The sequence below is a fragment of the Acuticoccus kandeliae genome, assembly GCF_003073115.1.
In genome coordinates this window covers 810982-837790 of the sequence record NZ_QBBV01000003.1, presented here as the reverse complement: position 1 = coordinate 837790, position 26809 = coordinate 810982, and the positions used below count along the sequence as shown (strand labels likewise).

Genomic DNA, 26809 nt, shown 5'->3' with positions numbered 1-26809 from the left:
GCCGCGCGACCCCCCTTGTCCATAGGAGCGCGACATGAAGGCCCTCGCCATCGCCGCCACCGGCATGAGTGCCCAGCAGACGAACCTCGAGGTGATCGCCAACAACGTGGCGAACATCAACACGACCGGGTTCAAGCGGTCGCGCGCAGAGTTCGCCGACCTCCTCTACCAGACCAACCGCGCGCAGGGCGTGCCCAATCGCGGCGGCGAACTGCCCGTTCCGGAAGGGACCCGCATCGGTCTCGGCGTGCGCACCATCGCGGTGCGCAATCTCCACATGCAGGGCTCCCTCGCCCAGACCTCCAACCCCTTCGACCTTGCGATCAACGGCAAGGGCTGGTTCCAGATCACCGGCCCCGACGGGGAGACCCTCTACACCCGCGCCGGCGCCTTCAATCTCGGGCCGAACGGCGAGATCATCACGCTCGACGGCTATATCGTCGACCCCGGCCTCACCGTCCCGGCCAATGCGACCGAGGTCGTGATCAACAAGTCCGGTGAGGTGTTCGCCGAAATCGCCGGCCAGGTCGACCCGCAGCTCCTCGGCCAGTTCAGCCTCGCCACATTCGCGAACGACGCCGGCCTCGAGGCGATCGGCGACAATCTCTTCCGCGAGACGCCCGCCTCCGGCCAGCCCGTGGTCGGCTTTCCCGGAATCAACGGGATCGGCGTCGTCCATCAAGGCTATCTGGAATCGTCGAACGTGGACGCGGTGAAGGAGATCACCGAGCTGATCGCCGCCCAGCGCGCGTACGAGATGAACTCCAAAGTGATCCAGTCCGCCGACGACATGGCCGGCGTCATCTCGCAGGGCATCCGCTGATGCGCCGGGCCGTCCTCGCCCTCCTCGCCGGCGGCGCCGTCGCGGCCGCCGCGCCGGCGGCGGCCGACAACTCGGGCGGCCTCCTCCCGGTGCCCGCGCAGACGATCGAGCGCGGCGAGCGGATCATGCCGGGCAGCCTCACCGAGAAGCACTTCTACTACGACCCGGAGCGCCCCCTCGCCGTCCTGACCGACCCCTCGCTCGCGATCGGGCGCGAGGCGCGGCGCACGCTTCCCGCCGGCAAGCCGATCCCCGCCAACGCTTTCCGCGAGGTGAAGCTCGTCCTGCGCGGCCGGCCGACCGAGGCGCGCTTCCGCATGGGCAACCTCACCATCACTGCGACGGTGATGCCGCAGCAGGATGGCGGGCCGGGCGACATCATCCAGGCGCGCAACATCGATTCGGGCCGCACGATCAGCGGCATCGTCGGCATGGACGGCGCGATCGAGGTGTCGGCGCCATGAGGCGGTGGATCCTCGCCCTCCTGCCGGTGCTGGAGCTCCTCGCGGCGATCGCGCCGGCGGGCGCGACGCGCGTCAAGGACATCACGACCGTCCAGGGCGTGCGCGACAACCAGCTGATCGGGTACGGCCTCGTCATCGGCCTGCAGGGGACCGGCGACACGCTGCGCAACGCGCCCTTCACCGAGCAGGCGCTGAAATCGATGCTCGACCGGATGGGCGTCGCCGTGCGCGGCGTGCCGCTGCGGGCGCAGAACGTCGCCGCCGTCACCGTCACCGCGACGCTGCCCCCCTTCGTCGGCATCGGCTCGCGCATCGACGTCTCGCTCGGCTCGATCGGCGACGCGACGAGCCTGCGCGGCGGCACGCTCGTCGTCACCCCCCTCACCGGCGGCGACGGCCAGGTCTATGCGGTGGCGCAGGGGCCGGTGCAGGCCTCCGGCGTCAACGTCCAGGGCGCGGCCGCCGACCTCACACAGGGCGTCGCCACCGCCGGACGCATCCCGAACGGAGCGCTGGTGGAGCGGCGCGTGCCGGGCTCGCTCGAAGGCCTCGATCGCCTCGTCCTGGAGCTCAACAATCCCGACTATCGCACCGCCGCCAAGATCGCCGACGCGATCAACGCCTACACGCAGACCCGCTGGGGCCGGCGCATCGCGGCGGAGCAGAACCTGCGCACCGTCCTCCTCCACAAGCCCGCGAGCGTCGGCGCGACGCGCTTCCTCGCCGAGATCGGCAACCTCGAGGTGGAGCCCGACATTCCTGCCCGCGTCGTCATCGATCAGCGCACCGGGACCGTCGTCATCGGCCAGAATGTCCAGGTGTCGACCGTCGCGCTCGCGCACGGGAACCTCACCTTGCGCGTCACCGAGACGCCCACCGTCGTCCAACCGAACCCCTTCTCCGACGGCGTCACCGCGATCGAGCCGAACACGATGGTGAGCGCGGACGAGGCCGGCGGAAAGCTCGCGGTCGTCAACGGGACGGACCTCCAGACCCTCGTCCACGGCCTCAACCGCATCGGGCTGAAGCCGACCGACATCATCTCGATCCTTGAAACCATCAAGACAGCCGGCGCCCTTCAAGCGGAGCTCATCGTCCAATGACGCATCCACTTCACGCCCACGCCCCGTCGACGCCGCGCACGGCCCGCCGTGTCGCGGGCGGGGTCCTCACCCTTCTCATCGGGGGGATGGCGGTGCTGCCGCCGCTCATCGCCGCCGCCCAGCCCCAGCCCGTCGACGAGACGGCGATCGCCTATTGCACCAACCTCGCCGACGAGGCGGCCGACGCGCGCTTCGCCCGCAAGCTCGCGACGCTCCAGGAGGCCGAGCAGAAGGTGGAGGCCCGCCTCCAGGCGCTGGAGAAGAAGCGCGCGGAGTACGAGGAGTGGCTGTCGCGCCGCGAGAAATTCCTCCGCCTCGCCGAAGAAGGCCTCGTCTCGATCTATTCCGGGATGCGCCCCGACGCGGCCTCGGCCCAGCTCGCCGTCATGGACGAGCTGACGGCCGCCGCCGTCATCGCGAAGGTCTCGCCGCGCACCGCCTCGGCGATCCTCAACGAGATGGAGCCGAAGAAGGCCGCCCGGATCGCCTCGATCATGGCCGGCCTCTCGCGCGCGGAACCGCAACGGTCCGCCGGATGAGGCGGCGCGCGCTCCTGGCCGCCGGCCTCGCCGGCCTCTCGCTCGGCGGATGCGCCGAGGGGCAGCTCCTCGGCACCCCGGCGCTGAGCCCGATCGGGGACGGCCTCACCGTCACCCGCACGGCCCTGCCGGTGACGATCCCCGAGCCCGGCTATGGCGACCCAACCTCCCTCTACGGGCGGCGCAACCGCGACCTCCTCACCGACGTGCGGGCCAAGAATGTCGGCGACACGCTGACCGTCGTCATCGAGATCGACGACAAGGCCCAGTTCGACAATGAGAGCGAGCGCAGGCGCGAGGCGGACTCGAATTTCGACTTCTCGATCTTCGGTACCGCGCGCGGCTTCGACGGACCTGAGAATTCGGGCGAGGCGGCCGGCAATCTCGGCATCGGCTCCAACTCGCGCTATCGCGGGACGGGGGCGATCGACCGCTCCGAGAAGCTCGATCTCAGCGTCGCCGTCGTCGTCACCGAGGTGCTCGCGAACGGCAATCTCCTGATCTCCGGCTCGCAGGAGATCCGCGTCAACGACGAGATCCGCGTCCTCACCCTCGCCGGTCTCGTCAACCCGCTCGACGTCTCGCGCGCGAACACCGTCAGCTACGAGAAGATCGCCGAGGCGCGCATCTCCTATGGCGGCCGGGGCCGCCAGAGCGAGATCCAGTCCCCCAATTGGGGCCAGCAGATCTATGACAGAGTGGTGCCCTTCTGATGGATGAAGACGACATCGAACAACCCGCCGAGGCCGAGGCGGAGGCGCCGAAGGGAAGCCCGATGGGGCTGATCCTCGCGGTCCTCGGCATCACGATCCTCGGCGCGGGCGCGGGCGGCTTCTTCGCGATCCAGCAGGTCGACAAGATCGCGACGGTCGCGACGAAGCGCGCCAACGAGGCCCCGACCAAGGACGAGGCGGCCCTCGCCTGGGACGAGAACAGCGCCATCGCCCAGATCGAACCCGTCCTCACCAACCTCGCGAGCCCGCAGGACGTGTGGATCCGGCTCGACACCGCGATGGTGTTCGACCGCGAGGCCGTCGACGACGTGGAGCGGATGAAGGCGGTCATGGGCGAGAGCATCCTCGCCTTCCTGCGCACCGTCTCGCTCGGCGAATTGCAGGGGGCGAGCGCCTTCAACCACCTGCGCGACGACCTCAACGAGCGGGCCCGCATCAACTCCGGCGGGTCGGTTCAGGAGCTCATCATCGAGACGATGGTCCTCCAATGACCCGGATGATCGGAAGGAGGATGAGCCTCCGCCGGGCCGCCGCACCGGCCGCCCTCTTCGCGATGATCGCGGTTCCGGTCGTCACCCTCGCCGCGCCCGCGTTCGCGCAGGACGCGGCGCCGGCCTTCGATCTCGGCCAGCTCCTGCCCGAGGGGGCGGGCTCGGCCTCGGCGCGCATCATCCAGTTCGTCGCCCTCATCACGGTGCTGTCGCTCGCGCCGGGGCTCCTCATCATGGTGACGAGCTTCACCCGGCTGATCGTCGCCCTCTCCTTCCTGCGCGCCGGGCTCGGCCTGCAGACGACGCCGGCGAACATCGTGATGATCTCGCTCGCCCTCTTCATGACCTTCTACGTCATGGGGCCGACCTTCGACCGCGCCTGGCAGGACGGGGTCCGTCCCCTCACCCAGAACGAAATCACCGAGGAGGAGGCCTACGGCCGCATCACCACCCCCTTCCGCGAGTTCATGCTGGAGCAGGTCCGCCCGCGCGACCTGGAGCTCTTCGCCGACCTCGCCGGCATCGACCCGGCCTCGGACAAGGCTGTGGAACTGCGCACCCTCATCCCCGCCTTCATGATCTCGGAGCTGCGGCGCGGCTTCGAGATCGGCTTCCTGATCCTCCTGCCCTTCCTCGTCATCGACCTCATCGTCGCGACGCTCATCATGTCGATGGGCATGATGATGATGCCGCCCACCGTCATCGCGCTGCCGTTCAAGATCCTGTTTTTCGTGCTGATCGACGGCTGGAACCTCCTGATCGGATCCCTCGTGCGCTCGTTCACTTAAGACTCGACGAACGGGGCGGGCGCGTCGCACGCCTGCCCCGCGCAAGCAAGCGGCTCCAGATAGGTCGCAGCGCAGGTTGAGCGCACGCCGCACCACGCGGCGCGCCAACGGCATGATGCCCGACTGCGTAGCCTTTCATCGGCATGTTTCCCCCCGAAAGCCTTCGAGTAGAGGAACTACGATGACGAGCCTTCTCACCAACACCGCCGCCATGGTCGCTCTGCGCACGCTGAGCGACATCAATCGCGGCCTCAACGAGACGAACAACCGCGTCTCGACCGGCCTCAGGATCGCCCAGGCGTCCGACAGCGCCGCCTATTGGGCGATCGCCGCCACCACGAGCTCGGACAATGGCGCACTCTCCACCGTGCGCGACGCCCTCGCGCTCGGCAAATCGACCATGGACGTCGTCTATAACGGCCTCGATTCCACCCGCGAGAGCCTTCAGCAGATGAAGGAGCTCCTGGTCGCCGCACGCCAGCCCGGCGTCGATCGTGCGAACATCCAGACGCAGATCACCGGCCTCATCACCGACATGCAGAACAAGGCCTCGGCCTCGGTGATCAACGAGCAGAACTTCCTGTCCGTCGATTCCGCCGCCGCCGGCTACAACGCGGACAAGCAGATCGTCGCCTCGTTCGAGCGTTCCTCGGCCGGGATCGCGGTCTCGACCATCACGCTCGACATCGACACGATCAAGCTCATCGATCCGGCGGGCGGTACCCCGGCGGGCATCCTCGACATCGACCGCACCGGCACCAACGCGACGACGGAATCGATCACCGGCCTCAACGGCACGGCGATCTCCTCCCTCACCGACTCGGCGGCGGACCTGCAGACCCTCGACGACTATATCGAGATCGTGGACGCGGCCTTGGTCGACGTCATCTCGGCCTCGAACAGCGTCGGCGTGATCCTCGCGCGTGTGGAATCGCAGGAATCGTTCATCTCCGCCCTGATCGATGCGAACGACCGGGCGGTCGGCGCGCTGATCGACGCCAACATGGAAGAGGAATCGACCCGCCTCAGGGCCCTGCAGACACAGCAGCAGCTCTCGGTGGAATCCCTCTCCATCGCCAACGCCTCCGCGCAGAACGTCCTCGCCCTCTTCCGCTAAGCGGCGCGAGGTCTCAACCGGACGAACCGGGCCGCCCCTTTCGAGGGGCGGCCTTTTCTATTTCGGGGAAGCTGTAATTCAAAAAACTCGCCGTATTTTCGGGCGCTTAGACGAAAAGATTTCCGCCCTTTGCGCGTTCATCTGGCGAGGTTCGAGAGGCACGGTCACAGCGCCCCGGAGGGGCAGACACCCCCGCCGCGCCACCTTCGACCCTCACCCTGCGATGTATTTGCGTGGAGGATCGATAACATGATGAACGACCTCGATGGCGGCCTCACCGGCGCGCCCGGAAGCATCCACGACACCCCCGTCGCCGCGCGCCTTGCGGACGACTTCGCGACGCAGCTGAGCTTCGTCTTCACCGACCCGCCCCGTCCGACCCCCATGGCCGCCGCGTCCCGCACGCCGGGCCGGATCATCGACTACCGGACGGCCGTCGGCCGCATCCGCGCCTGCGCGGCGAACGACCCGCTCCCGGCGCTCGCACAGGCCGCGATCCCGCCCCTCCTCGGCATGAGCGCGGACCGGCGCCTCGCCCCGGCCGAAGCCGTCATCTCGGCCTATGGCAACGTGATCTACCTCGCCGGACGCCCGCTCGTGCCGCACCATTGTCCCGTCGCGCCGGACCGGCGCTTCGTGAACGACGCGCTCGAGGCCGCACGCCGGGCGCGCCGGATGCAGAGCCCGCTCGCGGAGGAGCGCTCCCCGTCGGGGGACGCCACCTTCTCCAGGAAGCACGCGATCGCGCCCGGCCTCACACCGGTCGCCTGGCTCAACCGCATCATCGCGCGCGCCACCCTGGAGCCGGCCGGCTGACACCGCGCAGCCTCCCCCGGCCCGGCCGAACACCGGCGCCGCCTCCTCCGAGGCGCCCGCGCGGCCCAAGTGCGCCCCGCCCGCCCCGTCGCGGGCGCCCGCTTCTCTCTTTGTGTGGATCTGCCCATGTCGACCAAATTCTCGTCCGACCCGATCACCGCGCCCCGTCCATCGGCCCGCCGCACGCCTGGCGGCTCGACCTCGGGCGCGCCCGCGGCCCCCGTCCGCGCCCACCCGCGACGCCGCGCCATGGACCGGCAGCCCGCCGCGCGCGATCCGATCGACGACCTTCTCGTCCGTCACACCGAGTCGCTGCTCGTGATGATCGAAAAGCGGCCGAAACTGGAGCTCACCCTTGATTTCCTGCGCTGATCGGCGGCGGCGGCGACACACGGCCGCCGCCCCACCATCGCGTCAAAGCTGAAAGACGATTGGCAGCTATCCCCGACCCCGCGCCGCAAAACGCGCCCATCCCGGCCCCAGGCAAGCGCGACGCGCATGATCGAAGCGAGGTGCACGTTGCGGTCCGCGAGATAGGGCGGCCGCGAACGGCATGACGCCCGCGCGCATCGCCCCACGGCATGTATCGCCCAGGATCGAGTAGGGAAAACGGTGATGAGCTATTTGACGAATATCTCCATGAGTCCGGCCGTTCAGCCCCTGAACGCCGTCAACACGGAGCTTGCGACCCAGAAGATCAACGCAACACAGCGGCCGACCGAGCCACGCGCGAACACGGCCTACTGGACCATCAGCGGCAGCACGCAGGCCGAGCTGACGGCGCTCTACGCCATGCGCGACGCGATCGTGCGCGGCGGGGTGGCGCTGGAGCGCGCGGCCGGGATCATCAACAGCGCCCGCGAGCGCGTGGGCACGATCCGCGACACGCTGGCCACCGCGCAGTCGAGCGGGGCCGACCGTGCCGCGGCGCAGCAGGTGATCGCGACACAGCAGAGCCAGCTCCGCGCCATCCTCACCGGCGCCCGGAGCCAAAACTCCGCCGCGAACCAGCAGGCCCGGCCCGACGCCCAGGGCGGCGGCCTCCCCGCGGCGCGCGAGATTCTCGCCAAGGCCCGCACGGTCGGCGCCACGACGAGCGCGGTGGAGCGGATCGACATCTCGGCGCTGACCAATTCTGTCGCCGACCTCACGACGCTCTCCGAATATCTCGGCATCGTCGACGCGGCGCTCATCGACATCATCTCCCAGTCGCAGCTCGTGACGACGATGGTGGCGCGCGCGAAGTCGCAAGGCTCCTTCATCGCCGCCCTCATCGACATCAGCGCCTTCCCCGACCCGGCGCTGGTGGAGAAGAATCTCGAGGAGACGGCGGCGATGCTGCTCGCGATCCGCGCGAAGACGGCGCTTTCCAAGACCGATCTGCCGATCGCCAACACGCCACCGACAGGGGCGACCGGCGGCACAAGCGGCACCGGCAGCACGAGTGGCACCGGTGGCACGGGCGGCACGGTCGAGGCGCCGGTCACGAGCGCGGCCGCCTAGTGCGCCCGCCCTCGGCAGGACGGCGCGGCGGCGCGGGCGGACGGGCGCGTTCGGGCGCGATCCCGGCCGCGCACGCCGCCATGCGCCGCCTTGTCCGGGGCGGTGCCAAATCCGGCCGCAAGGGCAATTCGGCTTGCACGCCGCGACCGTCGGTTTCGCCAATCCCCGCGCAAGCTCGCGTCCCTATATCGCTTTGCATCGCAGGTTGGTCGGGCGAGTGCCCACCTCGCTCTGTCGCCGAGCAGCGCGCGCGAGAACCAAAGGCATGACGCCGTCCTGCTCTGCCGCCCGTCGGCATGTCTTTCAGTAATCATCAGGGGAAAGACGATGACGAGCCTTTTGACCAACACCGCGGCGATGGTTGCGCTGCAGACGCTCAACCAGATCAACCAGAGCCTCAACACGACGAACAACCGCGTCTCGACGGGCCTGCGTATCGCCCAGGCGTCCGACAGCGCCGCGTATTGGGCCATCGCGACGACGACCGACTCCGACAACGGCGCCCTCGGGGCGGTCCGCGACGCGATCGCCCTCGGCCACTCGACCCTCGACGTGGTCTATAACGGTCTCGATACGACCCGCGAGAACCTTCAGCAGATGAAGGAACTCATGGTCGCGGCTCGTCAGCCGGGCGTCGACCGCACCAACGTGCAGACGCAGATCAGCGGCCTGCAGACCGACATGCAGAACAAGGCCTCCGCGTCGGTCATCAACGAGCAGAACTTCCTCGCGGTCGACACCTCCGCGGCCGACTGGAACGCCACCAAGTCGGTGGTCGCCTCCTTCGAGCGTTCCGCCGCCGGCATCGCCATCTCGACGATCGACCTCGACATCTCCACGATCGTCCTGACCGACGCCCACACGACGGCGGCCTCCAAGACCGGCATCCTCGACCAGGAGCGTGCGGTCGCCGCGGCCGGCGCCCTCGCCGCCACCACCGCGACGATCGTCAGCATCGACATCAGTGCGCTGACCGACTCGGCGGACGACCTGATGCGTCTCGACCAGCTCATCGAGCTCGTGGACACCGCCCTCGTGGAGGTGATCTCGGCGCAGAACACGGTCGGTGTGAACCTGGCGCGCGCAGAGTCGCAGCAGATGTTCGTCTCCGCCCTGATGGACGCGAACGACCGGGCCGTCGGCGCCCTGATCGACGCGAACATGGAGGAGGAATCCACCCGTCTGCGTGCGCTCCAGACGCAGCAGCAGCTCTCGGTGGAATCGCTCTCCATCGCGAACGCCTCCGCCCAGAACGTCCTCGCCCTATTCCGCTAAGCGGAACGGCCTCCCTCTCCCACAGGTGGCGCTCGGGGCGAGCGCCACCCGCCTTGACGGCGGCCCGTTCCACGGGACCGCCGTTTCTTTTTTTCGCCAAGCCACACGCCGAAACGCCAGCGCACGCGCGCTTTTTGCGTCGCACACAGCGCCCCGGCGCCTTGCAAGTCACGGCACAGGAAGTTCGGCGACGATCGCGAAGTCGGGGCGCCTATGTGGGCGCAATGAGCGCCTGCCCCGCAATGGATGGACACATGCATCGCCATGAGGAGGGCCGATGACCGGCCGCGAACACGTCGAGCGGGTGCTCAACAACATGCGGGAGTTGGGGCCCCGGCGCCTGGCTGCGCTTGCCGCCATCGCCATCGCGACGCTCGTCGTGGTGGGCGTGGGGGCGAGCTACCTGGCGCAGCCACAGCGCGTGGTGCTCTATACCGGCCTCGACCGCGAGGACGTCACACGGATCGGCAACGTCCTCGCCGACGCCAACATCGCGTTCGACGTGTCGGCCGAGGGTGACGCCGTCCTCGTCCATCACGCGGACACGGCGCCCGCGCGGATGCTGCTGGCCGAAAACGGCCTGCCGAGCAGCCCCAATGCCGGCTACGAGCTGTTCGACGAGATGAGCTCCTTCGGCCTCACCTCCTTCATGCAGGAGGTGACGCGGGTGCGCGCCCTCGAAGGCGAGCTCGCCCGCACCATCCAGGAGATGCAGGGCATCAGCGCCGCGCGCGTCCACCTCGTCCTCAGCGATCGCGGCTCCTTCCGACGCCAGAACCAGCCCGCCTCCGCCTCCGTCGTGATCCGCACCGACGGGCCGAAGGGCGACGGCGCGGCCGACGCGATCCGCCACCTCGTCGCCGGCGCTATCCCCGCGATGGAGATCGGCGCGGTGACCGTCCTCGACACGCGCGGCACCGTCCTCGCCTCGGGCGACGATCCGGCGAACCAGTCCTCCGGCAAGCTCTCGCGCCTCCAGAAGGACACCAACAGCTCGCTGGAAGAGCAGATCCGCAAGACGCTCGTCCCCTTCCTCGGCGTGCAGAATTTCACCGTCAGCGTCACCTCGCGCCTCAACATCGACAAGACGCGCGAGAACGAGACCATCTTCGACCCCCAGTCGCGGGTCGAGCGGTCGGTCCGCACGGTCAAGGAAGAGGAATCGGCGCGCAACCGGAACCTCGACCAGCCGGTGACGGTGCAGCAGAACATCCCGCAGGAGCAGCTTCCCGCCGCCAACGGGGCCGACGCCACCGAGGATTCCTCACGCCGCGAGGAGCTGACCAACTACGAGATCTCCACCCGCGTCGTGGAGCGGGTGCGCGACGGGTTCGCGATCGAGCACCTGTCGATCGCCGTCCTCGTGAACCACGGACGCCTCCAGGCGAACGCGGACGCGGAGAACGGTCCGACCGTCGACACCCAGCTCGCCGACATCGAGGCGCTGGTGCGCACCGCCGCCGGCTTCTCGCAGGATCGCGGTGACGAACTGAAGGTCGCCACCATCCCCTTCGCTCCGGAACGCGACCACCTGGAGCCGGTCCCCTCCGAGGGCTTCCTCGCCACGCTCAACCGCCAGCTCGGCACGATCATCAACGCCACCATCGTGCTGATCGTCGCCGTCCTCCTCATCTGGTTCGGCCTTCGCCCGGCCATCCGCGCCCTCACCGCGCGACCCGCGCAGGGCTCGATCACCGAGCTGATCGCCGCACAGGACCAGGCCGCCGGCGAGCGCGAGGGCGAAGAGCCGGAACTGAACCTCATCGAGCAGCTCAAGGCCAACATGCACAAGACGCCACAGAAGCGGCTGGAGCAGGTCGTCGACTACGACTCCGTCCGCGTCGCCACGCTGTTGAAGCAGTGGCTCCTCCAGGCGGAGCGCGCCTGAGATGCGCCGCTTCGCCGACACACTCCCGACGCTGCGTGAGAGCGCCCCGTCGCGCAGCCCCCTCGTGGTCGACGGCCAGCGCTTCGACCCGGCGATCCTCACCCGCCTCATCGCAGAGCGGAAGGATGCCGCCCCCGCCGGTGCGATGGACGCCGATGCCGCGCCCCGCGTGATCCCCTTCACGCCGGGCATGGCACCGCCCGAGAGCCCCGCGCCCGAGCCGCGCAAGGCCGCCCGCTCACCGATCCCCCCGCTCGACGGCCCGACCAACTCGCGCGAGGACGAGATCGCCACCGCCCTCGCCGAAGCGAAGACGGCCCATCAGGCCGAGCGCGACGCCGCCGTCGCCGCCGCACGGGCCGACGAGAAGGCGCGCGCCGCAGCCGACCTCGCCGCCGCGCGCACCGCCTGGTGCGAGGCCGAGGCGGCCGCCCTCTCCGCCCGCTTCGAGGCCGCCTTCGACGACCTCCACCGCCGCCTCTCCGACGCGATCGGCCGCGCCCTCGTCCCCATCGCGCTGCCGGTGATCCGCGAGGCGGCGCTCCGCCGCTTCGCGAGCATCCTCGACGATCTCGTCGGCCCGTCGGCGGACGGCCCGGCCGTCACCGTCACGGGCCCGGCTGACCTCATCGCGGCCCTGCGCAAGATCATGGGGCCATCCTGCGGCGTCGCCTTCGCCGAGGGCGAGGACACGGAGCTCGCCGCGACGGTGGACGCGACGCGGCTCGAGACCACGATCGGCGCCTGGGCGGAGACCCTCGCCGAAGCCATGGGGCCCGCGCGCGATGACGCCTAACAAGCAAGAACTCATCATCCTGAAGCGGGTGGAAGAGACCGCCGAGGCCAAGAAAGGCGGCGTGTGGAAGATCGCCCACGCCGACTTCATGACCGCCATGATGGCCTTCTTCCTCATCATGTGGCTCGTCAACGCGACCGACGAGGAGATCAAGAAGTCGATCGCGAACTACTTCAACCCGATGAATCTGATGTCCGCGCCGACCGACTCGCGCGGGATCATGGACGTCGAGAAGGACGCAGAGCCGCCCGTCTCCGGCGAGGAGGAGGGCGACACCTCCGGCACCCGCCCCCTCGGCCGCGACGTCCCCGGTGATGGCGGCGTCGCCTCCGGCGGCAACGCGGAGCAGGGCGACAACAACCACATGGATTCAGCCGGCATCCTCGATGCGACCGACGGCGCGGCCTTCAACGACCCTTACGCCGTGATGGCCTCGGCCGCGTCCGACACCACGCCGGAGGTGCCGGTGCAGGTCGACGTGCCGGACTCCACGCAAGGCACCACCGGCCACACCGCCGTCACCGAATCGACGCGCGACCCGTTCGACCCGGCCTACTGGCAGACGACGACCCCGCGCGTCGCCCGCACGCTCCGCCCCGGCCCCGCCGACAGCGCCGACGCCCTCCCGCCGAACGCCACGCTCGACGTGCGGGACCGCCGGCCGACCGAGACGCCGCCCCCCGGCCCCTACGCCGCGAGCACGCCCGACGGCACGCAGGACCGCCCCGCCGACTCCTCCGTCGCGGCCTCCGGCCCCGCCCAGTCGGCCCTCCCGCTGCCGCCGCCACCCGACACGGCGACGACCGCGCAGCCGGTGATCGTCGGCCCGCGCTCGGCGATGGCCGAGGCGATCATCGCCGCCTTCGGCGACAGCGCGACGGGCACGCCGGACAGCATGTCGGGCACCGTGCCGGAGGCCCCGGACAGCCAGACCGCAGAGAGCACGCCGCCCGCCTCCCCGGTCGAGCAGGCCGCCGACGAGATCCGCGACGCGCTCGACGGTGCGGCGGCGGCCGAGGTCGACGTGACGCCCGGCGACGGCAACGTCCTCATCTCGCTGACGGACGACCGCGCCTTCTCGATGTTCCCGATCGGCTCGGCCGCGCCGACGAAGGAGGCGGTCGCCCTCTTCGCCCGCGTCGCCGGGGCGCTCGCCTCGCGCGAAGGCCGGATCGTGGTGCGCGGCCACACCGACGCCCGCCCCTTCCGCAGCGGCACGTCGGACAATTGGGTGCTCTCCTTCTCGCGCGCCCACGCGACCAAGGACGCCCTCGTCACGAACGGCATCCCGGAGAGCCGGATCGCCCGCGTCGAGGGCCTCGCCGACCGCGAGCCGACGCGGCCGGAAGACCCGTTCGCGGACCAGAACCGCCGCATCGAGATCCTCTACGAGCCCGCGGGAGAGACGCCATGATCGCTCGACGGTCCCGATATGGCCGGCTTCTCGGATCGACCGCGCTCGTCGCGGCCATGCTCGCGCTCGCCACGACCGAGGGCGGGATCCGCGGCGGCCAGCGCGCCCACGCCGAGCCGATGAGCCTCCTCACCGACGCCGCCCTCGCCGGGCAGGTCCGCCCCGCTGATCCGGTGATGACCGAGCCGCTGCGCCCGCACGCGATGCGCGCCGCACGGCCCCCGGCGCCGCCCGCCCCGGACCACGCGCTGACCGAGGCCGACCGCGCCCTCGCCGGCTCCCCCCTCACGATCGCGAGCGTCGAGGGGACGGAGTATCAGCGCAGCATGCCCGAGCCGCCGCGCAAGAAGCGCAAGTCCGGCCCGGCCTTCCAGGCCGACTTCTCGATCAAGCCCTCCTTCAACACGCCGCGCGGCGCCGCCGGCGGCGGCGGCCGCTCCGCGCCCGGATCGCGCTCCGGCGACACCGACCGCGCCCCGCTCGCCGACACCGGCGCCGCCCCCGCGGCGCGCGCACCCACGGGCGAGGCGCCGGCCGCCAACGCGACGCCGGCCGGCTCCACCTCGCCCATCGCCGCGACCGCGGCGCCCGAAACGGGCACCGCCCCGACGCCATCGCGCGGCGAGGCGCGCCGCCGGACACGGGCGACCCCGCCGGTTCCCACCGCCGCCCCGCGCCGCGCCCGCACCGCCTCTCCGGCCCACGCGGACGCGCCCGCGGCGACCACCACCCATCCGGAGAATGCCACCCAAGGCGCGCACGCGGCGACGCCGCCCGCGGCCGCAAGCGAACGCACCGCCGCCACGCCGGAGGCCGCGTCCCCCGGCGCCATCGAGGCCGCGCCGCTCCCCGACAACGTGCCCCGCCGCCACCCGACGCGGACCGCGATCCTCCTGCCCCGACCGGAGCCGGCCGCCGACACCCCTCCATCGGAGCCCGCCCCGCCGGACGCGCCACACGCCGCCCCGCCCGCCGCGGAGGCGGCCCCCGCGCCGACGGTGGTCGCGGTCGAGCCGGCGGCCGAGCCGGACGCTCCGACAGCGCCGCACGCCGCCCCTGGCTCGCCGGAGACGAACGGCGCGAGCGAGAGCCCGGCCGCGGACCACCCGGCCCCCGCCCCGGCGCGCGCCGATGAGGCCGCCGCCCGGCCCGGCCACGATGCCGAGGCCCGAACCGCTCCCGATGCGCATGACGCAGCGCCATCCCACGGGGGCGCGGCCGCCGACGGCCACGCCGCCCCGGCCGCCTCCGGGCACGCGCAAGCCAAGCCCGACAGCCATGGCAACCCGCACGCGAGGGACGGTGAGGCGGAGACGCCCGCGCCGCCCCCCGTCCCCCCGCTCCCGGCCGACTATGACGGCCCGCGCCCCGACCACCTCATCCGCCTGCTCACCACCTTGCAGGACGATATCGCGCGCGGGTCGGTCGAGGCGCTGAAGGCGCAGCGTATCCTCGCCCGCCGCCTCGGCGAGACCTTCCAGGAGGTGCCGCCGGGGATCTGGGCGATCCGCTCCCACGCCAACGCGCTCGCGATCTACGCCCTCTCGGGCGGCAACCCGACCGTCGTGCGCACCGTCTCCGCGCACGGCAACCTCGCCCCGCCCTATGATGCGGTGGTCGCGGGGGCGCTCGCCTTCATGGAAGGGCGCGCCAAGGACGCCAAGCGCCACTTCGAGCCGGTGCGGGTCGCGAGCCTCGACCACAGCGTCCGCGGTTCCGTCCTCCTCGCGCTCGCCGCCCTCTCCGTCGCCGACGATCCGAACGGCGCGCGCATCCTCCTCGACCGCGCCCGCGTCGAGAGCCCGGCGACGCTCGTCGAGGAGGCGGCGCTGCGGCGCACCGTGCTGATCGCGGCCGAGCGGGACGACCTTTCCGTCTTCGACAGAATGGTCGGGCGCTATCTGCGCAAGTTCGCCGCGTCGGTCTATGCCGGCAATTTCCGCCAGCGCCTCGCCTCCGCGCTCACCCGGATGAGCTTCATCGACGAGCCGGCCGCCTTCGTGCGGCTGGAATCGATGCTCTCCTCCATGACGGTCGCGAGCCGGCAGGAACTCTACCTTCTCCTCGCCCGCGCCGCGATCGAGAACGGCAACCGCCTCGCGGCCGAAATGGCGGCCCGCCGCGCCGGCGAGACCGCCACCCCCGGCAGCCTCGACCATCGCCGCGCCCGCCTCTACGAGGCCGCCGCCGAGATCGTCGACCCGAACGACTATGTCGGCGCGGTGGCGACACTGAACGCGCTTCGCGAGGAGGCGCTGCCGGACGACGACCGCGTCCTCCTCGAGGCGGCGCTGCGTCTCTCCTCGACCGTCAGCGATCTTCCGGTCGCCGCCCCCGCCCGCACCCCCGTCCTCGAAACCGACCCGGCGCCGGAGCCTGGCGACCCGGCCGGCCCGCCGACGCCGCTCGACGCGGCGCCCGCCCCGGCCGCCGCAGACACCCCAATCGCCGCCGCCGACACGCCGAACGAGGCGGAGGCGGGCCCGTTCGCCCGCGTCAGCGCGATGGAGCAGCGCGTCGCCAACGCCATCGCCGCCATCGACACACTCCTGGAGGACACACAATGACCCGCGTCCCCGCCGAACACGGCGCCGTCGCCCCGACTTCGCGCCAGCCGAGGCTCGACGCCAAGAGCTCCGGCTTCGCGCAAGCGCTGGCGAACCTCGAGCGGATGGCGGAGCGCGGCACCGCCCGCGCGCCGGACCTTGAGACCGCCCGCGCCCGGACACCCGCACCCACCGCCGCCGACCCCGCCTCCGGTCCGGCGAAGGACGCCCCGCAAGGACGCGCGCCGGCCATCATCCGAACGCCCCGCGACGTGCAGGCCCGCACGGCGCTGACGCCACCGCCCGCCGCCCGCCCCGAGGCGGCCGACGCCCCGGCCCGCCCAGCGACCCCCATCACCACCAAAGACGCGCCCCCGGCGGCGAGCGCGGCCGCGCCCCCCCAAAAGCCGGCCGCGAAGGCACCGGCCGCGCCCCGCCTCACCCCGGCGGCCACCACGCGCCCCGCACCGGACGCCACCCCCGCAAGGCCGGCCGAGACGAACGCCGACGCGCGCAAGCCCGACGCCGCGCCCGAGACGCGCCGCCGCACCGCGCCGGCGGCCTCCGCGGCCGAACCCCTCCCGACGCTCCGGACCGAGGCCGCGCCACCGCCATCCCCGGCGGCAACAGCCGTGCCCTTCGCAACCGCACCGACGCCGCGCGAGGAGATCGGCCCGCGCGAGCCCCGCCCCGCCCCGCGCCGGCCCGCCGTGGCAAGGCCCGCCCCCATCCCCGAGCCCGCCGCCGAAACGCGCACCGCCGCCGCCAAGACAGCGGCGCCAGAGGCCCGCGACGTCGCGCCTGCGCCCGCACGTGCCGCACCGCGAACCCCGCCCGCACCGCAGATCGCCGACGCGCCCGCCCCGGCGAAGAGCCCGGCCGCGAAGGCCGACGCGACCTTCACGATGCTCCCCGAGCCCGTGCGCCTCTCTCAGGACCTGCGGCACGCGACGCGCCATGAGGATCGCCGGCCGCAAGGCGGCGCCACCCCGCAGCGCGGCACCGACCCGGCTGACGCCCCGCGCGTCGTGCGGCGCGAAACCCATTTCGCCCCCGTGAACCGGCCGGCGATCACCCCCGCCCCGGCCGCCACCGCCGCGCCCCTTGTCGAGGACCAGGCGGAGCCCGCCCCGCGCGCCTCCTCGCTTCTCGACCAGTTCCAGCGTGCGCTCGAGGTCGCGCCGAAGGCGGGCGCGATGCCTGACGCGAAGCCCCTGCCGCAGATCCAGGCCCCGCCCCAGCCGCTCCAGGCGAGCGCGCAGGGCCCGGTCCGCGTCGTCGAGATCCAGCTTCAGCCCGCCTCTATGGGCACGCTGTCGGTCACATTCCGCCTCACCCCGTTCGGGATGAAGGTGACGGTGGCGGCGAACGTGCGCGAAACCGCCCAGCGCCTCCAGGACGACCGCGCCGAGCTGACCGACATGATCCGCCGCGCGGGCTACGAGAATGTCGAGGTGAGCATCGAGGAGAGCACGGCTGCGAACGACCCCGGCACCGGCCAGGGCTCCGGCACCTTCGGCCAGAACGCGGACCGCCGCTCCCGCGAAGACACCCCCGCCTTCCCGCTGGAGGACCCGCACGGACGCTCGCTGCACGTTTAGCGCACGAAGGGTGGCGTCGGCGCGGTGAGTGGCCGATCACCTGTCGCGCCGGCGCCGGCCCCGGTGTGCCGCCGGCACCGCATTTCAGCAGTGAGGGGGTGCGCGAAACACGTTTGTGCGCCAGGTCGCGTCTTGCAAAAAGTCGGGCGCGAACGGCGGCTCGGCCCCACAGCCCCGCAAAACGGCGGCTTCACCCGACATACACACTCAGCACGCCGCAAGGTGGCTCCGCCTCCGAAAAGACCGCACGGCAAAGGCGCGCGCCATTGCGTGCCGGGCTGTCAGAGGATCGGACGGACCGTCCCGCGCCTGCCCAGCGGCGAACACGTCACGCGGAAAGCCGCGCCCCCGCCCCACTTGGCCGGACACGCGGCGCACGTTTCCGCGAAGTCCGCTAGGGGCCGGAGATGATTTGCGATCCATCCCGCCAGCGCGCGATCCGCGCGGGCGCAAACTGCACCACGCCACAGGAATGCACGCGCTGGCTGGGCATAGAGCGAATATCCACACGAACGGCTCGGGTCGATGCAAAGGCGAAGGCCCCGATGGGCTGCGTGACCAGTCTCCCGGTCGCGACCCAACCTGCGCATCCCGCACGCGTCTCTCCGGTTCGCCCGGCGACGCAGGCCACTGATCGATATCCGCCAGGCCCGAACGACACGTCCACAACGCCGAGCAGGACCGGATCACGCCGATCGAAGCAATGGTCGGCCTCCGCCTGCCGGATTGCAGGGCGCGTCCATGCTAGCGCGGCCCCTCGAGGGCGAACTGTCCCTCTGCAATAAGGCCCGCCTTCCGGGCGTCTTGGGCATCGGCTCACGGTTCCGGTCCTTCTCAGGGCCCGCCCAAATTCGGAACACGTGACCAGCGCCGAACAAGGGCCAACGCAGCAACGTCCACGAGAGGGCAACTGTGTTGTCGGGTCATGCCGTGAGCGGTGCGCCGTCGCGCACCATAGCGTTGAGGATCACGGGGAACTTGTCGTCGACGGCGGTGGGGGTCGCGATGTCGAGCACCTCGCGAACCTTGCGGTGACCTCTCCAGATGCGTCGAGCGCTGCTCTTGCGAGCATGCGTTGTGAGTCCGGCAAACGAAGGCGGCGGGCTCGGGGGAGTTCGAGAAGACTGGCGAGAACCCTCGCGCCGATGCCAGACACGGCACGCAGAATGCGGGTCGCAATCTCATTGCGAATGGCGTTTCAGCGCCGCGTCCTGTCAGTCTCGCGGATGTCCACCAACTCCACGGCTCCTGAGGAATGTGGACAATCGGCTCCTCGCCGGACGCCTTGAGCAGGTGATGAGATGGTCGAGAACCGGAGCCGCCGGCAAAGTCGCCCCGATGCCGGTCGAGCGTACGATGGACGCCGACGCCCCACCCGCGCGCCTCGGCTTGCGGGTCGGCCAAACCTGCGCGAACCGTCAGCGCGCATCCGGCCGCCAGCACACCCTGTCCGTCGCCACGGGCAAGATTCCCCCGCACCGGCCAGACATGCCGCGCGCGGCCCCGACCAACACACCCGCGACACGGATTGCATCGTCCCCCGCCGGTCAGGCCGCCGGAGCCAACACGATCGCTCGTCAGCGTGCGTTGCCTTGCCGTGATGGGCGATCACTTCCGCAGACCGGTCGAGGGTACGGCGGGGATCCGCACCGATCCTCGCCTTCGGTGCCCGGATCGCGATCCAGCCCGCACCGCATCCATTCAGAATCGCCGGCGAGCTCCACCCCGACCACGAGCGGCTGATCACCCAGCACCGTCCGGCGTGGTGCGGCCCAGGCAAAATCGTACTGCTTCGACCAACAGTCCACACCGCCTCGCGCCGCGCGGAAACCCAGCCGGCGCCGCGCCACGGCGGCATCGCCCCGCGCCGGCCGGAGCGCGGGCGCAGTTGGGCAACTCATCCGAACGCCACCACCTGCGTCACGAGGCGCGTGCGGCGGCCGACGTCAGCCGAAGAGGGCGTCGACGTCGTCCTGGCTGACGACGCCGCGGTCGGTCTCGAGCGCGGGGCCGTTCAGGAGGTCGCGGTCGGTCTTCTCTTTCTTCTCCTCGCCCGGCGCGCTTTCCAGCGTCGTGCGCCAGACGTCCACCATCGTCGCGATCCGCTCCTCGATGAATTGGAGCGAGTCGAGGACCTTGGTGATGCGCTGGCCCGTGATGTCCTGGAAATTGCAGGCCTGGAAGATCTCGAGCACGCAGTCGGCGACGGTCTGCGCGTTCTGGCGCGTCGCCTCGTCCTTGCAGTCGAGCAAAGGCTGGACGACACCGTCGATCGTCTCGGCCGCGGCGAGGATCGCGTCGGTCGCCGTCTCGGTGCCGCTGACCACCGCACGAAGCTCGTCGACGGCTCTGTTGTTGCCGATATCGGCGGAGTTGCGCGCCTGGAGCGCCCCGATCTCGGACTTCGTGACGTCGATGCGCTTCTGAATGTCCTCGACACCGCTCCACATGGCGATGGCGGTATCGACCGTCTCGTTGCCGGCGGTCTTCGAACGCAGATGATGCAGCTCCTGGAGGATGAAATCCACCTGCTGTGTCATCGGCGAACTCTCAGCCAGCCGTTTCGCTTCGGAAATCTCGACCCGGAATCGTCGCGCCTTCATTCGCCGGCTCCAATTAACCTACGCCTGACGTGAACATACACGCATAGAGTGCAATTGCAATGACCCTCGCCGGTCCGGACTGAGCCCCGGGCAAGGCCGTCTGTCAGGCTCGAGCAAGCGCTAGGAACTAAACCTTGGGTTATCACGGCACAGATACCGTCGAGCAGGATCAACCACGGAGCGAAGCCATGTCCCTAGACTTGAACATGCCGGTTCTCGTCGTCGACGACTACAAGACGATGATCCGGATTATCAAGAATCTCCTCCGGCAGATCGGCTTCAACGATGTTGATGATGCGGCCGATGGCGGCGAAGCTCTCGAAAAGCTTCGCGCCAAGAAATACGGCCTCATCATCTCCGACTGGAACATGGAGCCGATGACCGGCTTCGAGCTCTTGAAGCAGGTTCGGGCCGATCCTGAGCTTTCGGATCTGCCGTTCATCATGGTCACCGCCGAAGCAAAGTCCGAAAACGTGGTCGCCGCGAAGAAAGCCGGCGTCAACAACTACATCGTCAAACCGTTCAATGCGCAGACGCTGAAGGGCAAGATCGAGTCGGTCTTCCAGCCGGCATAGACGCACAGAGGATGATCCTGGGTTGCGCCTGCGCCGGCGTCCGCACCAACCGGACACCGCGCCGGCAGCACCCCGGATCATCGGGGTAGGGCAAACCCGAAAAATCGCATAAGTTGTATTTTCGGTTGCAAACCCTTACCCATCGTTTATGTTTGGCGGTGCCGATCGGGGCGCTGCGCAAATCGGGAGGGTGAGCCTCCCGGCGCAGGAGTTCCTCATCGTCGACGCAGCGGCCCTGCGAGGGCCGGGCGCCCAGGCGCGAAGCATCGAAAGGATACCGATCGTGTACATCGTCATCGACTCGCGAGACGTCGTCTCCAACGGCTACAAGTCGGGCTTCGAGCGTGAAGGCCTCGCCTGCACCGCCTTCTTTGGACGCGACTTCTCGGACTGGCTGCAATCCCTGTCCGACACGGACATCCACGCCATCCAGGCCGTCATCGTGGGCGAAACACCGGACCGGCTCGGCATCCCGAGCCTCGTCCGCGCCCGCGCCAAGACCCCCATCATCGCCCTGAAAGAGGAGCGCGGGCTCGACGAGACGCTCGCCCTCTTCAATGTCGGGGTGGACGATGTGGTCAAGAAGCCCGCCCCGGTGCGCGAGCTCGTCGCCCGCGCCCACGCCATCTGGCGCCGGTCGAGCGACGCGCGCGAGGAGGCCCAGTTCGGCCGTCTCACCGTCTATTTCGACTCCCGCGACCCGACGGTCGACAGCACCCCCCTCGAGCTGCCGCGCCGCGAACGCCAGATCCTCGAATATCTGGTGAAGAACCGCCGCCGCCGCATCACGAAGACCCAGCTCTTCAACGCGATCTACGGCCTCTTCAACGACAATGTCGACGAGACGGTGATCGAGGGGCACATCAGCAAGCTGCGCAAGAAGCTGCGCCAGCGCCTCGGCTACGACGTGATCGACGCCAAGCGCTTCGCCGGCTACGCCTTCATCGGCGAGCGCCAGCCGTGCGAGGTCGTGCAGCCGGCCGCCATCCACCACCCGACGGGCCTCTCGGTGGTGACCGTCGGCAAGCCCTTCGCCATCGACCGTCCGGCGAACCGCACCACGAACTGACCGCGCCGCCGCTCCACGGCGGCAGGGCCGACACCCCGACGCGCCGCGCAAGCGCGACCGTCAGAGCGCTGAGTGGCTGGGACCGGCGGAACATCGCGGGACCCGCATGCCCCAAAGCCGCGCAACCGCGTCAGTGCGAGAGCCGCTCTCAACCGCGACACACGCGGATTGGCGCGACCCTGCGGACGAACGCGAAAGCGCAACGCCCTCGGGCGGCTCGTCGCAACGCTCCACTGGAGCGGCGCGAGGCCACCACGCACTCTGGCGAGCCGCAAGCCGCAACTCTCTTCACGCGACGCGAGGCCGTGACCCCGCTTGGGAGTACAGCACCACGGCCGATTGGCTATGGTTCATCTGCAGGGTTGCCTACCCGGCGCGCGCCGCGTTCAGCGCCTCCCACACGCGGCTCGGGCTCGCGGGCATGTCGAATGCCGTGACGCCCGCCGACGCCAGCGCGTCGCACACCGCGTTCATCCCCGCCGCGAGGCCGCCGACCGAGCCCGCCTCGCCGACGCCCTTCACCTTCAAGGGGTTCAGCTCGGTGTCGATCTCGACGAAGCCGCACGTCACCGGCGGCATGTCGTCGGCGCGCGGGATCGCATAGTCCATGTAGCTCGCGCTCAAGACCTGGCCGTCCGCGCCGAAACGCATTTCCTCCATCAGCACCTGGCCGAGGCCCTGGGCGACGCCGCCGTGGATCTGCCCCTCGGCGAGCTGCGTATTGAGCACCCGGCCGATGTCCTCGATCGCGCGATAGGACACCACCTGGGTGAGCCCGGTCTCCGGATCGACCTCCACCTCGCAGACATGGCAGCCGTTCGGGAAGGTCGCCTCCTTCGGCTGGAAGTCGCCCGAGCCGCGCAGGGGCGTCCCCTTCTCGCTCGCGACGCGCGCGAGGCGGGCGAGGTCGACCGCCCGGTCGGTGCCGACCACACGGAACGCGCCGCTCTCATACTCGAGATCGTCCTGCGCCGCCTCCAGCTCGTCGGAGGCGAGCGCCTTCGCCTGGAGGAGGAGCTTGTCCACCGCGTCGAGCGCGGCCGAGCCGCCGACGATCATCGCCGACGAGCCGCCCATCCCCTTGCCGCGCGGCACGTTCGCCGTGTCGCCCTGGACGTAGCGGAAGCCGTCGGCGGAGATGCCGAGCGCGCCGGCCACGAGATCGACCATCGCGGTTTCGAGCCCCTGCCCGGCGTCGAACGCCCCGGTGAGGACCGTGACGGTCCCGTCCTCCGACAGCGCCACGTCGGCGAAGTCGCGGCCGGGGGTGCCGTAGGGACCGCCCGCCGCCTCGATGCAGAGCGCGAGGCCGAGCCCGCGCAGCTTGCCGCGCGCCTCGGACTCGGCGCGCCGCGCGGCGAACCCGGCGAGATCGGCCTGCGCGATGCCGGCGTCGAGCACGCGCTCGAACTCGCCGACGTCATAGTCGAACAGGAAGGGCGAGCGCCACGGCATCGCCTCGGGCGGGATGAGATTCTTGCGCCGCAAGGTCACCGGATCCATGCCGATCAGGCGCGCCGCCTCGTCGACCGCGCGCTCGATCGCGAGCGTCGCCTCCGGCCGCCCGGCCCCGCGATAGGGCGCGACCGGCGCGGTGTTGGTCATCACCGCGACGACGCGGCCCGCGATCACCGGGGTCCGGTAGACGCCCGCAACGCCGCCGAAATTGAGGACCGGCGGCAGCGAGCGCGCCGAGACATAGGCACCCACATTCTGCAGCATCCGCACGCGCTCGGCGGTGAAAATCCCCTCGGCGTCGAGCCCGAGCTCGACCTCCATGAGGACGTCGCGCCCACCCTCATCGGCGAGGAAATCGTCGGTCCGGTCGGCGCGCCAGCGCACGGCCCGGTCGAGGCGGCGGGCGGCCCAGAAGATCAGCATCTCCTCGCGCAGCGGCCCCGCCTTCATGCCGAAGGAGCCGCCGACATCGCCCGCGACGACGCGCAGCGCCTCGGCGGGAACGCCGAACGCCTTCACGAGCGCGTCCTTCATGGATTGCGGCGCCTGGTGGCTCACATGGAAGACCCAGGTCTCCCCCTCGCGGCGCGCGTTCGCGGTGCGCGGCTCCATCGCCGCGGCGTTGACGCGCGAGACCGGCACGGTGATCGACACGCGATGGGCCGAAGCCGCGAGCGCCGCTCCCGCCTTCTCCCAGTCGCCCCGTTCCCAGACATAGCCGACATTGCCGGGCCGCTCGTCGAAGACGGCGGGCGCCCCCTCCTCCATCGCGGCGCGCACGTCGACGACGGCGTCGACCTCGTCGAACTCGGCCTCGATCGCCTCGGCGGCGTCCATGGCGGCTTCACGGGTCTCGGCAAGCACCATCGCGACCGGCTCGCCGACGAAGCGCACCCGGTCCGAGGCGAGCAGCGTGCGCGGCACGGCGTGCCACTTGTGCCCGTCCGGCCCTTCGACATTCAGCGGCGCCTGCACCGGGCCGACACCGTCGGCCGCAAGGTCGGCGGCCGTCAGCACGGCGTGGACGCCCGGCATCGCCTTGGCGGCCGTCGTGTCGAGCCCGACGACGCGCGCGGCGGCGTGCGGCGAGCGCAGGAACGCCACCGACAGCGCGCCCGGCTCCGCAATGTCGTCAGTATAACGGCCTTGTCCGGTCACGAGGCGCTGGTCCTCGATCCGGCCCTTTCGCTCAGACATCAGCAAAGATCCTTTAGACGTGCACCATCTCGCCATCCGCGCGCGCAAGGCGACGGGCGACGCCCACGCGCGGCTTCTTGTGCAGGAGACAGTCTAGCACGACTTTCCAATCGTTCAGTTTACCAGCAATCATGGCTGGGTTGCGCACCGGAGACGACGACGCGATGGCAGGGGTCAAGCATCGACGATCGCCGAAGGGGGAACGGCGGAAAGAGGAAATCGTGGCAATCGCCGCGAAACTTTTTGCCGCCCAGGGGGTCGATCGTACATCGATCCAAGACATTGCCACCGCCGCCGGCATCACCAAGCCCGCCGTCCACTATCACTTTTGCGAGAAGGAGGCGCTCTACGAAGCGGTCGTCCTCTCGCGCGCGGCCGACACTTACGCGCACGTCCTCGCCGCCGTCGACGCCGCGCGCACGCCCCTCGACAAGCTCGAAGCCTTCATGATGGCGGCGGCGAAACGCATCGAGGACGACCGCAGCGCCTGGATCGTCGCGGCCGACCTCTTCCGCTTCCTGAAGTCCACCCCGCGCGCCCGCGCGGTGATCGCGACGCGCGACCGGATGGAGGCGCTCCTGCGTTCGATCATCGCCGAGGGGGTCGCGGACGGGACGTTCCGCGCCGTCGACCCCGCGACGGTCGGCCGCCTTCTCTTCGGCGCGCTCAACGCGCTGCCGCGCTGGCACGACCCGGCCGGACGGCAGTCGATCCGGGCCGTCGTCGCCGACTATCTCGACATCGTACTTGAGGGGGTGCGCGCCCCGCGCTAAAACAGACCAATCGGTCAGATCAAGCCATGCGCGCCACGCGCCTTCCTTCGTCGACCGGTTTGTCATCGACCGTACCGACCCGAAATTTTTCGCAATGGCTCCTCTCCGCATCGCTGGAGAAAATGTCGATCCCCTCGCCTGGGCGCTGACCTTTGCCGTCGGCGCGCTCGGCGGCTTCGTGGCCAAGGAAATTGGCGCGCCGCTGCCGATGCTGACGGGTTCGGTGTTCCTCCTCGGCGCAATCTCCGTCTTCGGCTTCCACACGCGCGGCCGCCCGCCGATCTTCCCGATGTGGATCCGCATGTTCCTGATGCCGATCATCGGCCTCTCGATCGGGGCGGCCTTCACGCCGGAGATCCTGGAGCAGGCGCTCGGCTGGTGGCCGACGCTCCTCGCGCTCTGCATCTTCATCCCGGCCGTCCACCTGCTCGGCTTCTACGGCTATCACTATCTCGGCGGGATCGAGCGGCGCACCGCCTATTATGCGTCCGTGCCCGGCGGCCTCATCGAGGCGATCGCCATGGGCGAGGAGGCCGGGGCGGACGTGCGGATGATGGGCGCGCTCCAGTTCATGCGCCTCATTTTGTGCCTGATGCTCGTCCCCCTCGCCTTCACGATCCTCAATGGCGGGTCGGTGGGGAGCGCGGCGGGCGCGGTCCTCGTGCGGGGCGACGACGCGCTCACCTTCATCAACGTGATCGAGATCATCGGCCTCGGCGCGCTCGGCTTCTTCGGCGGGCGCAAGCTCGGCTTTCCGGCCTTCATCGTGACGGGACCGCTGACGGTGAGCGCGATCGCGCACCTGTCCGGCCTTACGGACGTCGTGCCGCCCGGCTGGTCGGTGCAGCTCACCCAGCTCGTCATCGGGGTGAGCCTCGGGACGCGCTTCGTCGGCATGTTGCCGAGCGCCTTCCTGAAGGCGCTGAAGCTCGCCTTCGTGAACATCCTCGGCACGATGATCCTCGCCGTCCTCGTCTCGCTCGCCCTCCATCGCGCGGTCGGGCAGAAGACGGAGGCGGTGACGCTCGCCTTCGCGCCCGGTGGCGTCGCGGAGATGTCGCTGGTGGCGGTCTCGCTGGAGATCAGCGTCGTGTACGTGACGGCGCATCACGTCCTGCGCATCGTCCTGTCGATCACGCAGGCGAAATTCTTCTCGCGCTATCTCCTGCGCGACTACGCGAAACCCGAGAAGAGCTGAGCGCCCCGGCGCCGGCCGCGCGAGGTCTGAACCGCCCC

23 protein-coding genes are annotated in these 26809 nt (G+C 70.4%); 21 read left to right on the top strand and 2 right to left on the bottom strand.

The window, feature by feature from the left end; translation table 11 throughout:
• Positions 1 to 34: 34 nt before the first annotated feature.
• The 17 genes from flgG (at position 35) to fliK (ending at position 17898) form a co-directional block, all read left to right on the top strand.
• Positions 35 to 823, top strand: coding sequence for a flagellar basal-body rod protein FlgG (flgG, locus tag DBV35_RS23160; RefSeq protein ID WP_108662717.1), 789 nt, complete (start codon positions 35 to 37; stop codon positions 821 to 823).
• A complete protein-coding gene (gene flgA / locus DBV35_RS23155; RefSeq protein WP_108662716.1) occupies positions 823 to 1287 on the top strand; it encodes a flagellar basal body P-ring formation chaperone FlgA in 465 nt (154 codons plus the stop codon). Before flgG ends, flgA begins: the two co-directional genes overlap by 1 nt.
• Positions 1284 to 2390: a flagellar basal body P-ring protein FlgI gene (flgI, locus tag DBV35_RS23150; RefSeq protein ID WP_108662715.1), complete on the top strand. Its 1107-nt coding sequence runs from the start codon at positions 1284 to 1286 to the stop codon at positions 2388 to 2390. Before flgA ends, flgI begins: the two co-directional genes overlap by 4 nt.
• On the top strand, positions 2387 to 2929 hold the full coding sequence (locus tag DBV35_RS23145) for a MotE family protein (RefSeq protein WP_108662714.1): 543 nt from the start codon (positions 2387 to 2389) through the stop codon (positions 2927 to 2929). Before flgI ends, DBV35_RS23145 begins: the two co-directional genes overlap by 4 nt.
• Positions 2926 to 3642, top strand: coding sequence for a flagellar basal body L-ring protein FlgH (locus DBV35_RS23140; protein WP_108662713.1), 717 nt, complete (start codon positions 2926 to 2928; stop codon positions 3640 to 3642). The genes DBV35_RS23145 and DBV35_RS23140 overlap by 4 nt, the downstream gene beginning before the upstream one ends.
• Positions 3642 to 4154 (top strand): flagellar basal body-associated FliL family protein, encoded by a 513-nt coding sequence (locus DBV35_RS23135; RefSeq protein ID WP_108662712.1) that lies wholly within the window; start codon positions 3642 to 3644, stop codon positions 4152 to 4154. The genes DBV35_RS23140 and DBV35_RS23135 overlap by 1 nt, the downstream gene beginning before the upstream one ends.
• A 62-nt stretch (positions 4155 to 4216) precedes the next feature.
• Positions 4217 to 4942, top strand: a complete 726-nt coding sequence (fliP, locus tag DBV35_RS23130; protein WP_108662820.1) for a flagellar type III secretion system pore protein FliP — start codon at positions 4217 to 4219, stop codon at positions 4940 to 4942.
• A gap of 181 nt (positions 4943 to 5123) precedes the next feature.
• A complete protein-coding gene (locus DBV35_RS23125; protein WP_108662711.1) occupies positions 5124 to 6059 on the top strand; it encodes a flagellin N-terminal helical domain-containing protein in 936 nt (311 codons plus the stop codon).
• 249 nt (positions 6060 to 6308) lie between these two features.
• Positions 6309 to 6875, top strand: a complete 567-nt coding sequence (locus DBV35_RS23120) for a hypothetical protein (RefSeq protein ID WP_108662710.1) — start codon at positions 6309 to 6311, stop codon at positions 6873 to 6875.
• Between the two features lie 126 nt (positions 6876 to 7001).
• A complete protein-coding gene (locus DBV35_RS23115; RefSeq protein WP_108662709.1) occupies positions 7002 to 7247 on the top strand; it encodes a hypothetical protein in 246 nt (81 codons plus the stop codon).
• Positions 7248 to 7490: 243 nt separating this feature from the next.
• Complete coding sequence (locus DBV35_RS30335; protein WP_157961928.1) at positions 7491 to 8378, top strand: hypothetical protein; 888 nt, start codon at positions 7491 to 7493, stop codon at positions 8376 to 8378.
• Between the two features lie 327 nt (positions 8379 to 8705).
• Complete coding sequence (locus tag DBV35_RS23105) at positions 8706 to 9653, top strand: flagellin N-terminal helical domain-containing protein (RefSeq protein WP_108662707.1); 948 nt, start codon at positions 8706 to 8708, stop codon at positions 9651 to 9653.
• Positions 9654 to 9930: 277 nt separating this feature from the next.
• Entirely contained in the window at positions 9931 to 11541 is a 1611-nt protein-coding gene (gene fliF, locus DBV35_RS23100) for a flagellar basal-body MS-ring/collar protein FliF (RefSeq protein ID WP_108662706.1), read from the top strand.
• Position 11542: 1 nt separating this feature from the next.
• Positions 11543 to 12337, top strand: coding sequence for a hypothetical protein (locus tag DBV35_RS23095; RefSeq protein WP_108662705.1), 795 nt, complete (start codon positions 11543 to 11545; stop codon positions 12335 to 12337).
• Positions 12327 to 13751, top strand: coding sequence for a flagellar motor protein MotB (locus tag DBV35_RS23090; protein WP_108662704.1), 1425 nt, complete (start codon positions 12327 to 12329; stop codon positions 13749 to 13751). Before DBV35_RS23095 ends, DBV35_RS23090 begins: the two co-directional genes overlap by 11 nt.
• The gene (locus tag DBV35_RS23085) at positions 13748 to 16318 is read left to right on the top strand and encodes a hypothetical protein (protein WP_108662703.1); all 2571 of its coding nucleotides are present in this window, start codon (positions 13748 to 13750) and stop codon (positions 16316 to 16318) included. Before DBV35_RS23090 ends, DBV35_RS23085 begins: the two co-directional genes overlap by 4 nt.
• Entirely contained in the window at positions 16315 to 17898 is a 1584-nt protein-coding gene (fliK, locus tag DBV35_RS23080) for a flagellar hook-length control protein FliK (RefSeq protein ID WP_108662702.1), read from the top strand. Before DBV35_RS23085 ends, fliK begins: the two co-directional genes overlap by 4 nt.
• Before the next feature lie 1946 nt (positions 17899 to 19844).
• Here fliK and DBV35_RS23075 read toward each other — a convergent pair.
• A complete protein-coding gene (locus tag DBV35_RS23075; RefSeq protein ID WP_157961927.1) occupies positions 19845 to 20438 on the bottom strand; it encodes a protein phosphatase CheZ in 594 nt (197 codons plus the stop codon).
• A gap of 251 nt (positions 20439 to 20689) precedes the next feature.
• Here DBV35_RS23075 and DBV35_RS23070 point away from each other — a divergent pair, with 251 nt between their 5' ends.
• Both DBV35_RS23070 and DBV35_RS23065 read left to right on the top strand, forming a co-directional pair.
• On the top strand, positions 20690 to 21076 hold the full coding sequence (locus tag DBV35_RS23070; protein ID WP_108662700.1) for a chemotaxis response regulator CheY: 387 nt from the start codon (positions 20690 to 20692) through the stop codon (positions 21074 to 21076).
• Between the two features lie 283 nt (positions 21077 to 21359).
• Positions 21360 to 22145, top strand: a complete 786-nt coding sequence (locus DBV35_RS23065) for a winged helix-turn-helix domain-containing protein (RefSeq protein ID WP_108662819.1) — start codon at positions 21360 to 21362, stop codon at positions 22143 to 22145.
• A 366-nt stretch (positions 22146 to 22511) separates the two neighbouring features.
• Here DBV35_RS23065 and DBV35_RS23060 read toward each other — a convergent pair whose 3' ends face one another.
• Entirely contained in the window at positions 22512 to 24800 is a 2289-nt protein-coding gene (locus DBV35_RS23060) for a xanthine dehydrogenase family protein molybdopterin-binding subunit (RefSeq protein ID WP_170135014.1), read from the bottom strand.
• A 221-nt stretch (positions 24801 to 25021) separates the two neighbouring features.
• On the opposite strand from DBV35_RS23060, the gene DBV35_RS23055 reads away from it, so the two are divergent.
• Together DBV35_RS23055 and DBV35_RS23050 are read left to right on the top strand one after the other, a co-directional pair.
• Positions 25022 to 25573 carry a TetR/AcrR family transcriptional regulator gene (locus tag DBV35_RS23055; RefSeq protein ID WP_170135013.1) on the top strand — a complete coding sequence of 184 codons (552 nt, stop codon included), beginning with the start codon at positions 25022 to 25024 and terminating at the stop codon, positions 25571 to 25573.
• A 94-nt stretch (positions 25574 to 25667) separates the two neighbouring features.
• Positions 25668 to 26771 (top strand): AbrB family transcriptional regulator, encoded by a 1104-nt coding sequence (locus DBV35_RS23050; RefSeq protein ID WP_108662697.1) that lies wholly within the window; start codon positions 25668 to 25670, stop codon positions 26769 to 26771.
• Positions 26772 to 26809: the final 38 nt, after the last annotated feature.

Bases quoted from the DNA above. Each gene is read 5' to 3' on its own strand.
- DBV35_RS23145 (WP_108662714.1), top strand. From the start codon at position 2,387: ATGACGCATCCACTTCACGCCCACGCCCCGTCGACGCCGCGCACGGCC.
- DBV35_RS23050 (WP_108662697.1), top strand. From the start codon at position 25,668: ATGGCTCCTCTCCGCATCGCTGGAGAAAATGTCGATCCCCTCGCCTGG.
- DBV35_RS23120 (WP_108662710.1), top strand. From the start codon at position 6,309: ATGATGAACGACCTCGATGGCGGCCTCACCGGCGCGCCCGGAAGCATC.
- DBV35_RS23070 (WP_108662700.1), top strand. From the start codon at position 20,690: ATGTCCCTAGACTTGAACATGCCGGTTCTCGTCGTCGACGACTACAAG.
- DBV35_RS23095 (WP_108662705.1), top strand. From the start codon at position 11,543: ATGCGCCGCTTCGCCGACACACTCCCGACGCTGCGTGAGAGCGCCCCG.
- fliF (WP_108662706.1), top strand. From the start codon at position 9,931: ATGACCGGCCGCGAACACGTCGAGCGGGTGCTCAACAACATGCGGGAG.
- fliK (WP_108662702.1), top strand. From the start codon at position 16,315: ATGACCCGCGTCCCCGCCGAACACGGCGCCGTCGCCCCGACTTCGCGC.
- DBV35_RS23115 (WP_108662709.1), top strand. From the start codon at position 7,002: ATGTCGACCAAATTCTCGTCCGACCCGATCACCGCGCCCCGTCCATCG.
- DBV35_RS23090 (WP_108662704.1), top strand. From the start codon at position 12,327: ATGACGCCTAACAAGCAAGAACTCATCATCCTGAAGCGGGTGGAAGAG.
- DBV35_RS23075 (WP_157961927.1), bottom strand. From the start codon at position 20,438: ATGACACAGCAGGTGGATTTCATCCTCCAGGAGCTGCATCATCTGCGT.
- DBV35_RS23135 (WP_108662712.1), top strand. From the start codon at position 3,642: ATGGATGAAGACGACATCGAACAACCCGCCGAGGCCGAGGCGGAGGCG.
- DBV35_RS23105 (WP_108662707.1), top strand. From the start codon at position 8,706: ATGACGAGCCTTTTGACCAACACCGCGGCGATGGTTGCGCTGCAGACG.
- flgG (WP_108662717.1), top strand. From the start codon at position 35: ATGAAGGCCCTCGCCATCGCCGCCACCGGCATGAGTGCCCAGCAGACG.
- DBV35_RS23125 (WP_108662711.1), top strand. From the start codon at position 5,124: ATGACGAGCCTTCTCACCAACACCGCCGCCATGGTCGCTCTGCGCACG.
- DBV35_RS23140 (WP_108662713.1), top strand. From the start codon at position 2,926: ATGAGGCGGCGCGCGCTCCTGGCCGCCGGCCTCGCCGGCCTCTCGCTC.
- DBV35_RS30335 (WP_157961928.1), top strand. From the start codon at position 7,491: ATGAGCTATTTGACGAATATCTCCATGAGTCCGGCCGTTCAGCCCCTG.
- flgI (WP_108662715.1), top strand. From the start codon at position 1,284: ATGAGGCGGTGGATCCTCGCCCTCCTGCCGGTGCTGGAGCTCCTCGCG.
- fliP (WP_108662820.1), top strand. From the start codon at position 4,217: ATGATCGCGGTTCCGGTCGTCACCCTCGCCGCGCCCGCGTTCGCGCAG.
- flgA (WP_108662716.1), top strand. From the start codon at position 823: ATGCGCCGGGCCGTCCTCGCCCTCCTCGCCGGCGGCGCCGTCGCGGCC.
- DBV35_RS23060 (WP_170135014.1), bottom strand. From the start codon at position 24,800: ATGTCTGAGCGAAAGGGCCGGATCGAGGACCAGCGCCTCGTGACCGGA.
- DBV35_RS23085 (WP_108662703.1), top strand. From the start codon at position 13,748: ATGATCGCTCGACGGTCCCGATATGGCCGGCTTCTCGGATCGACCGCG.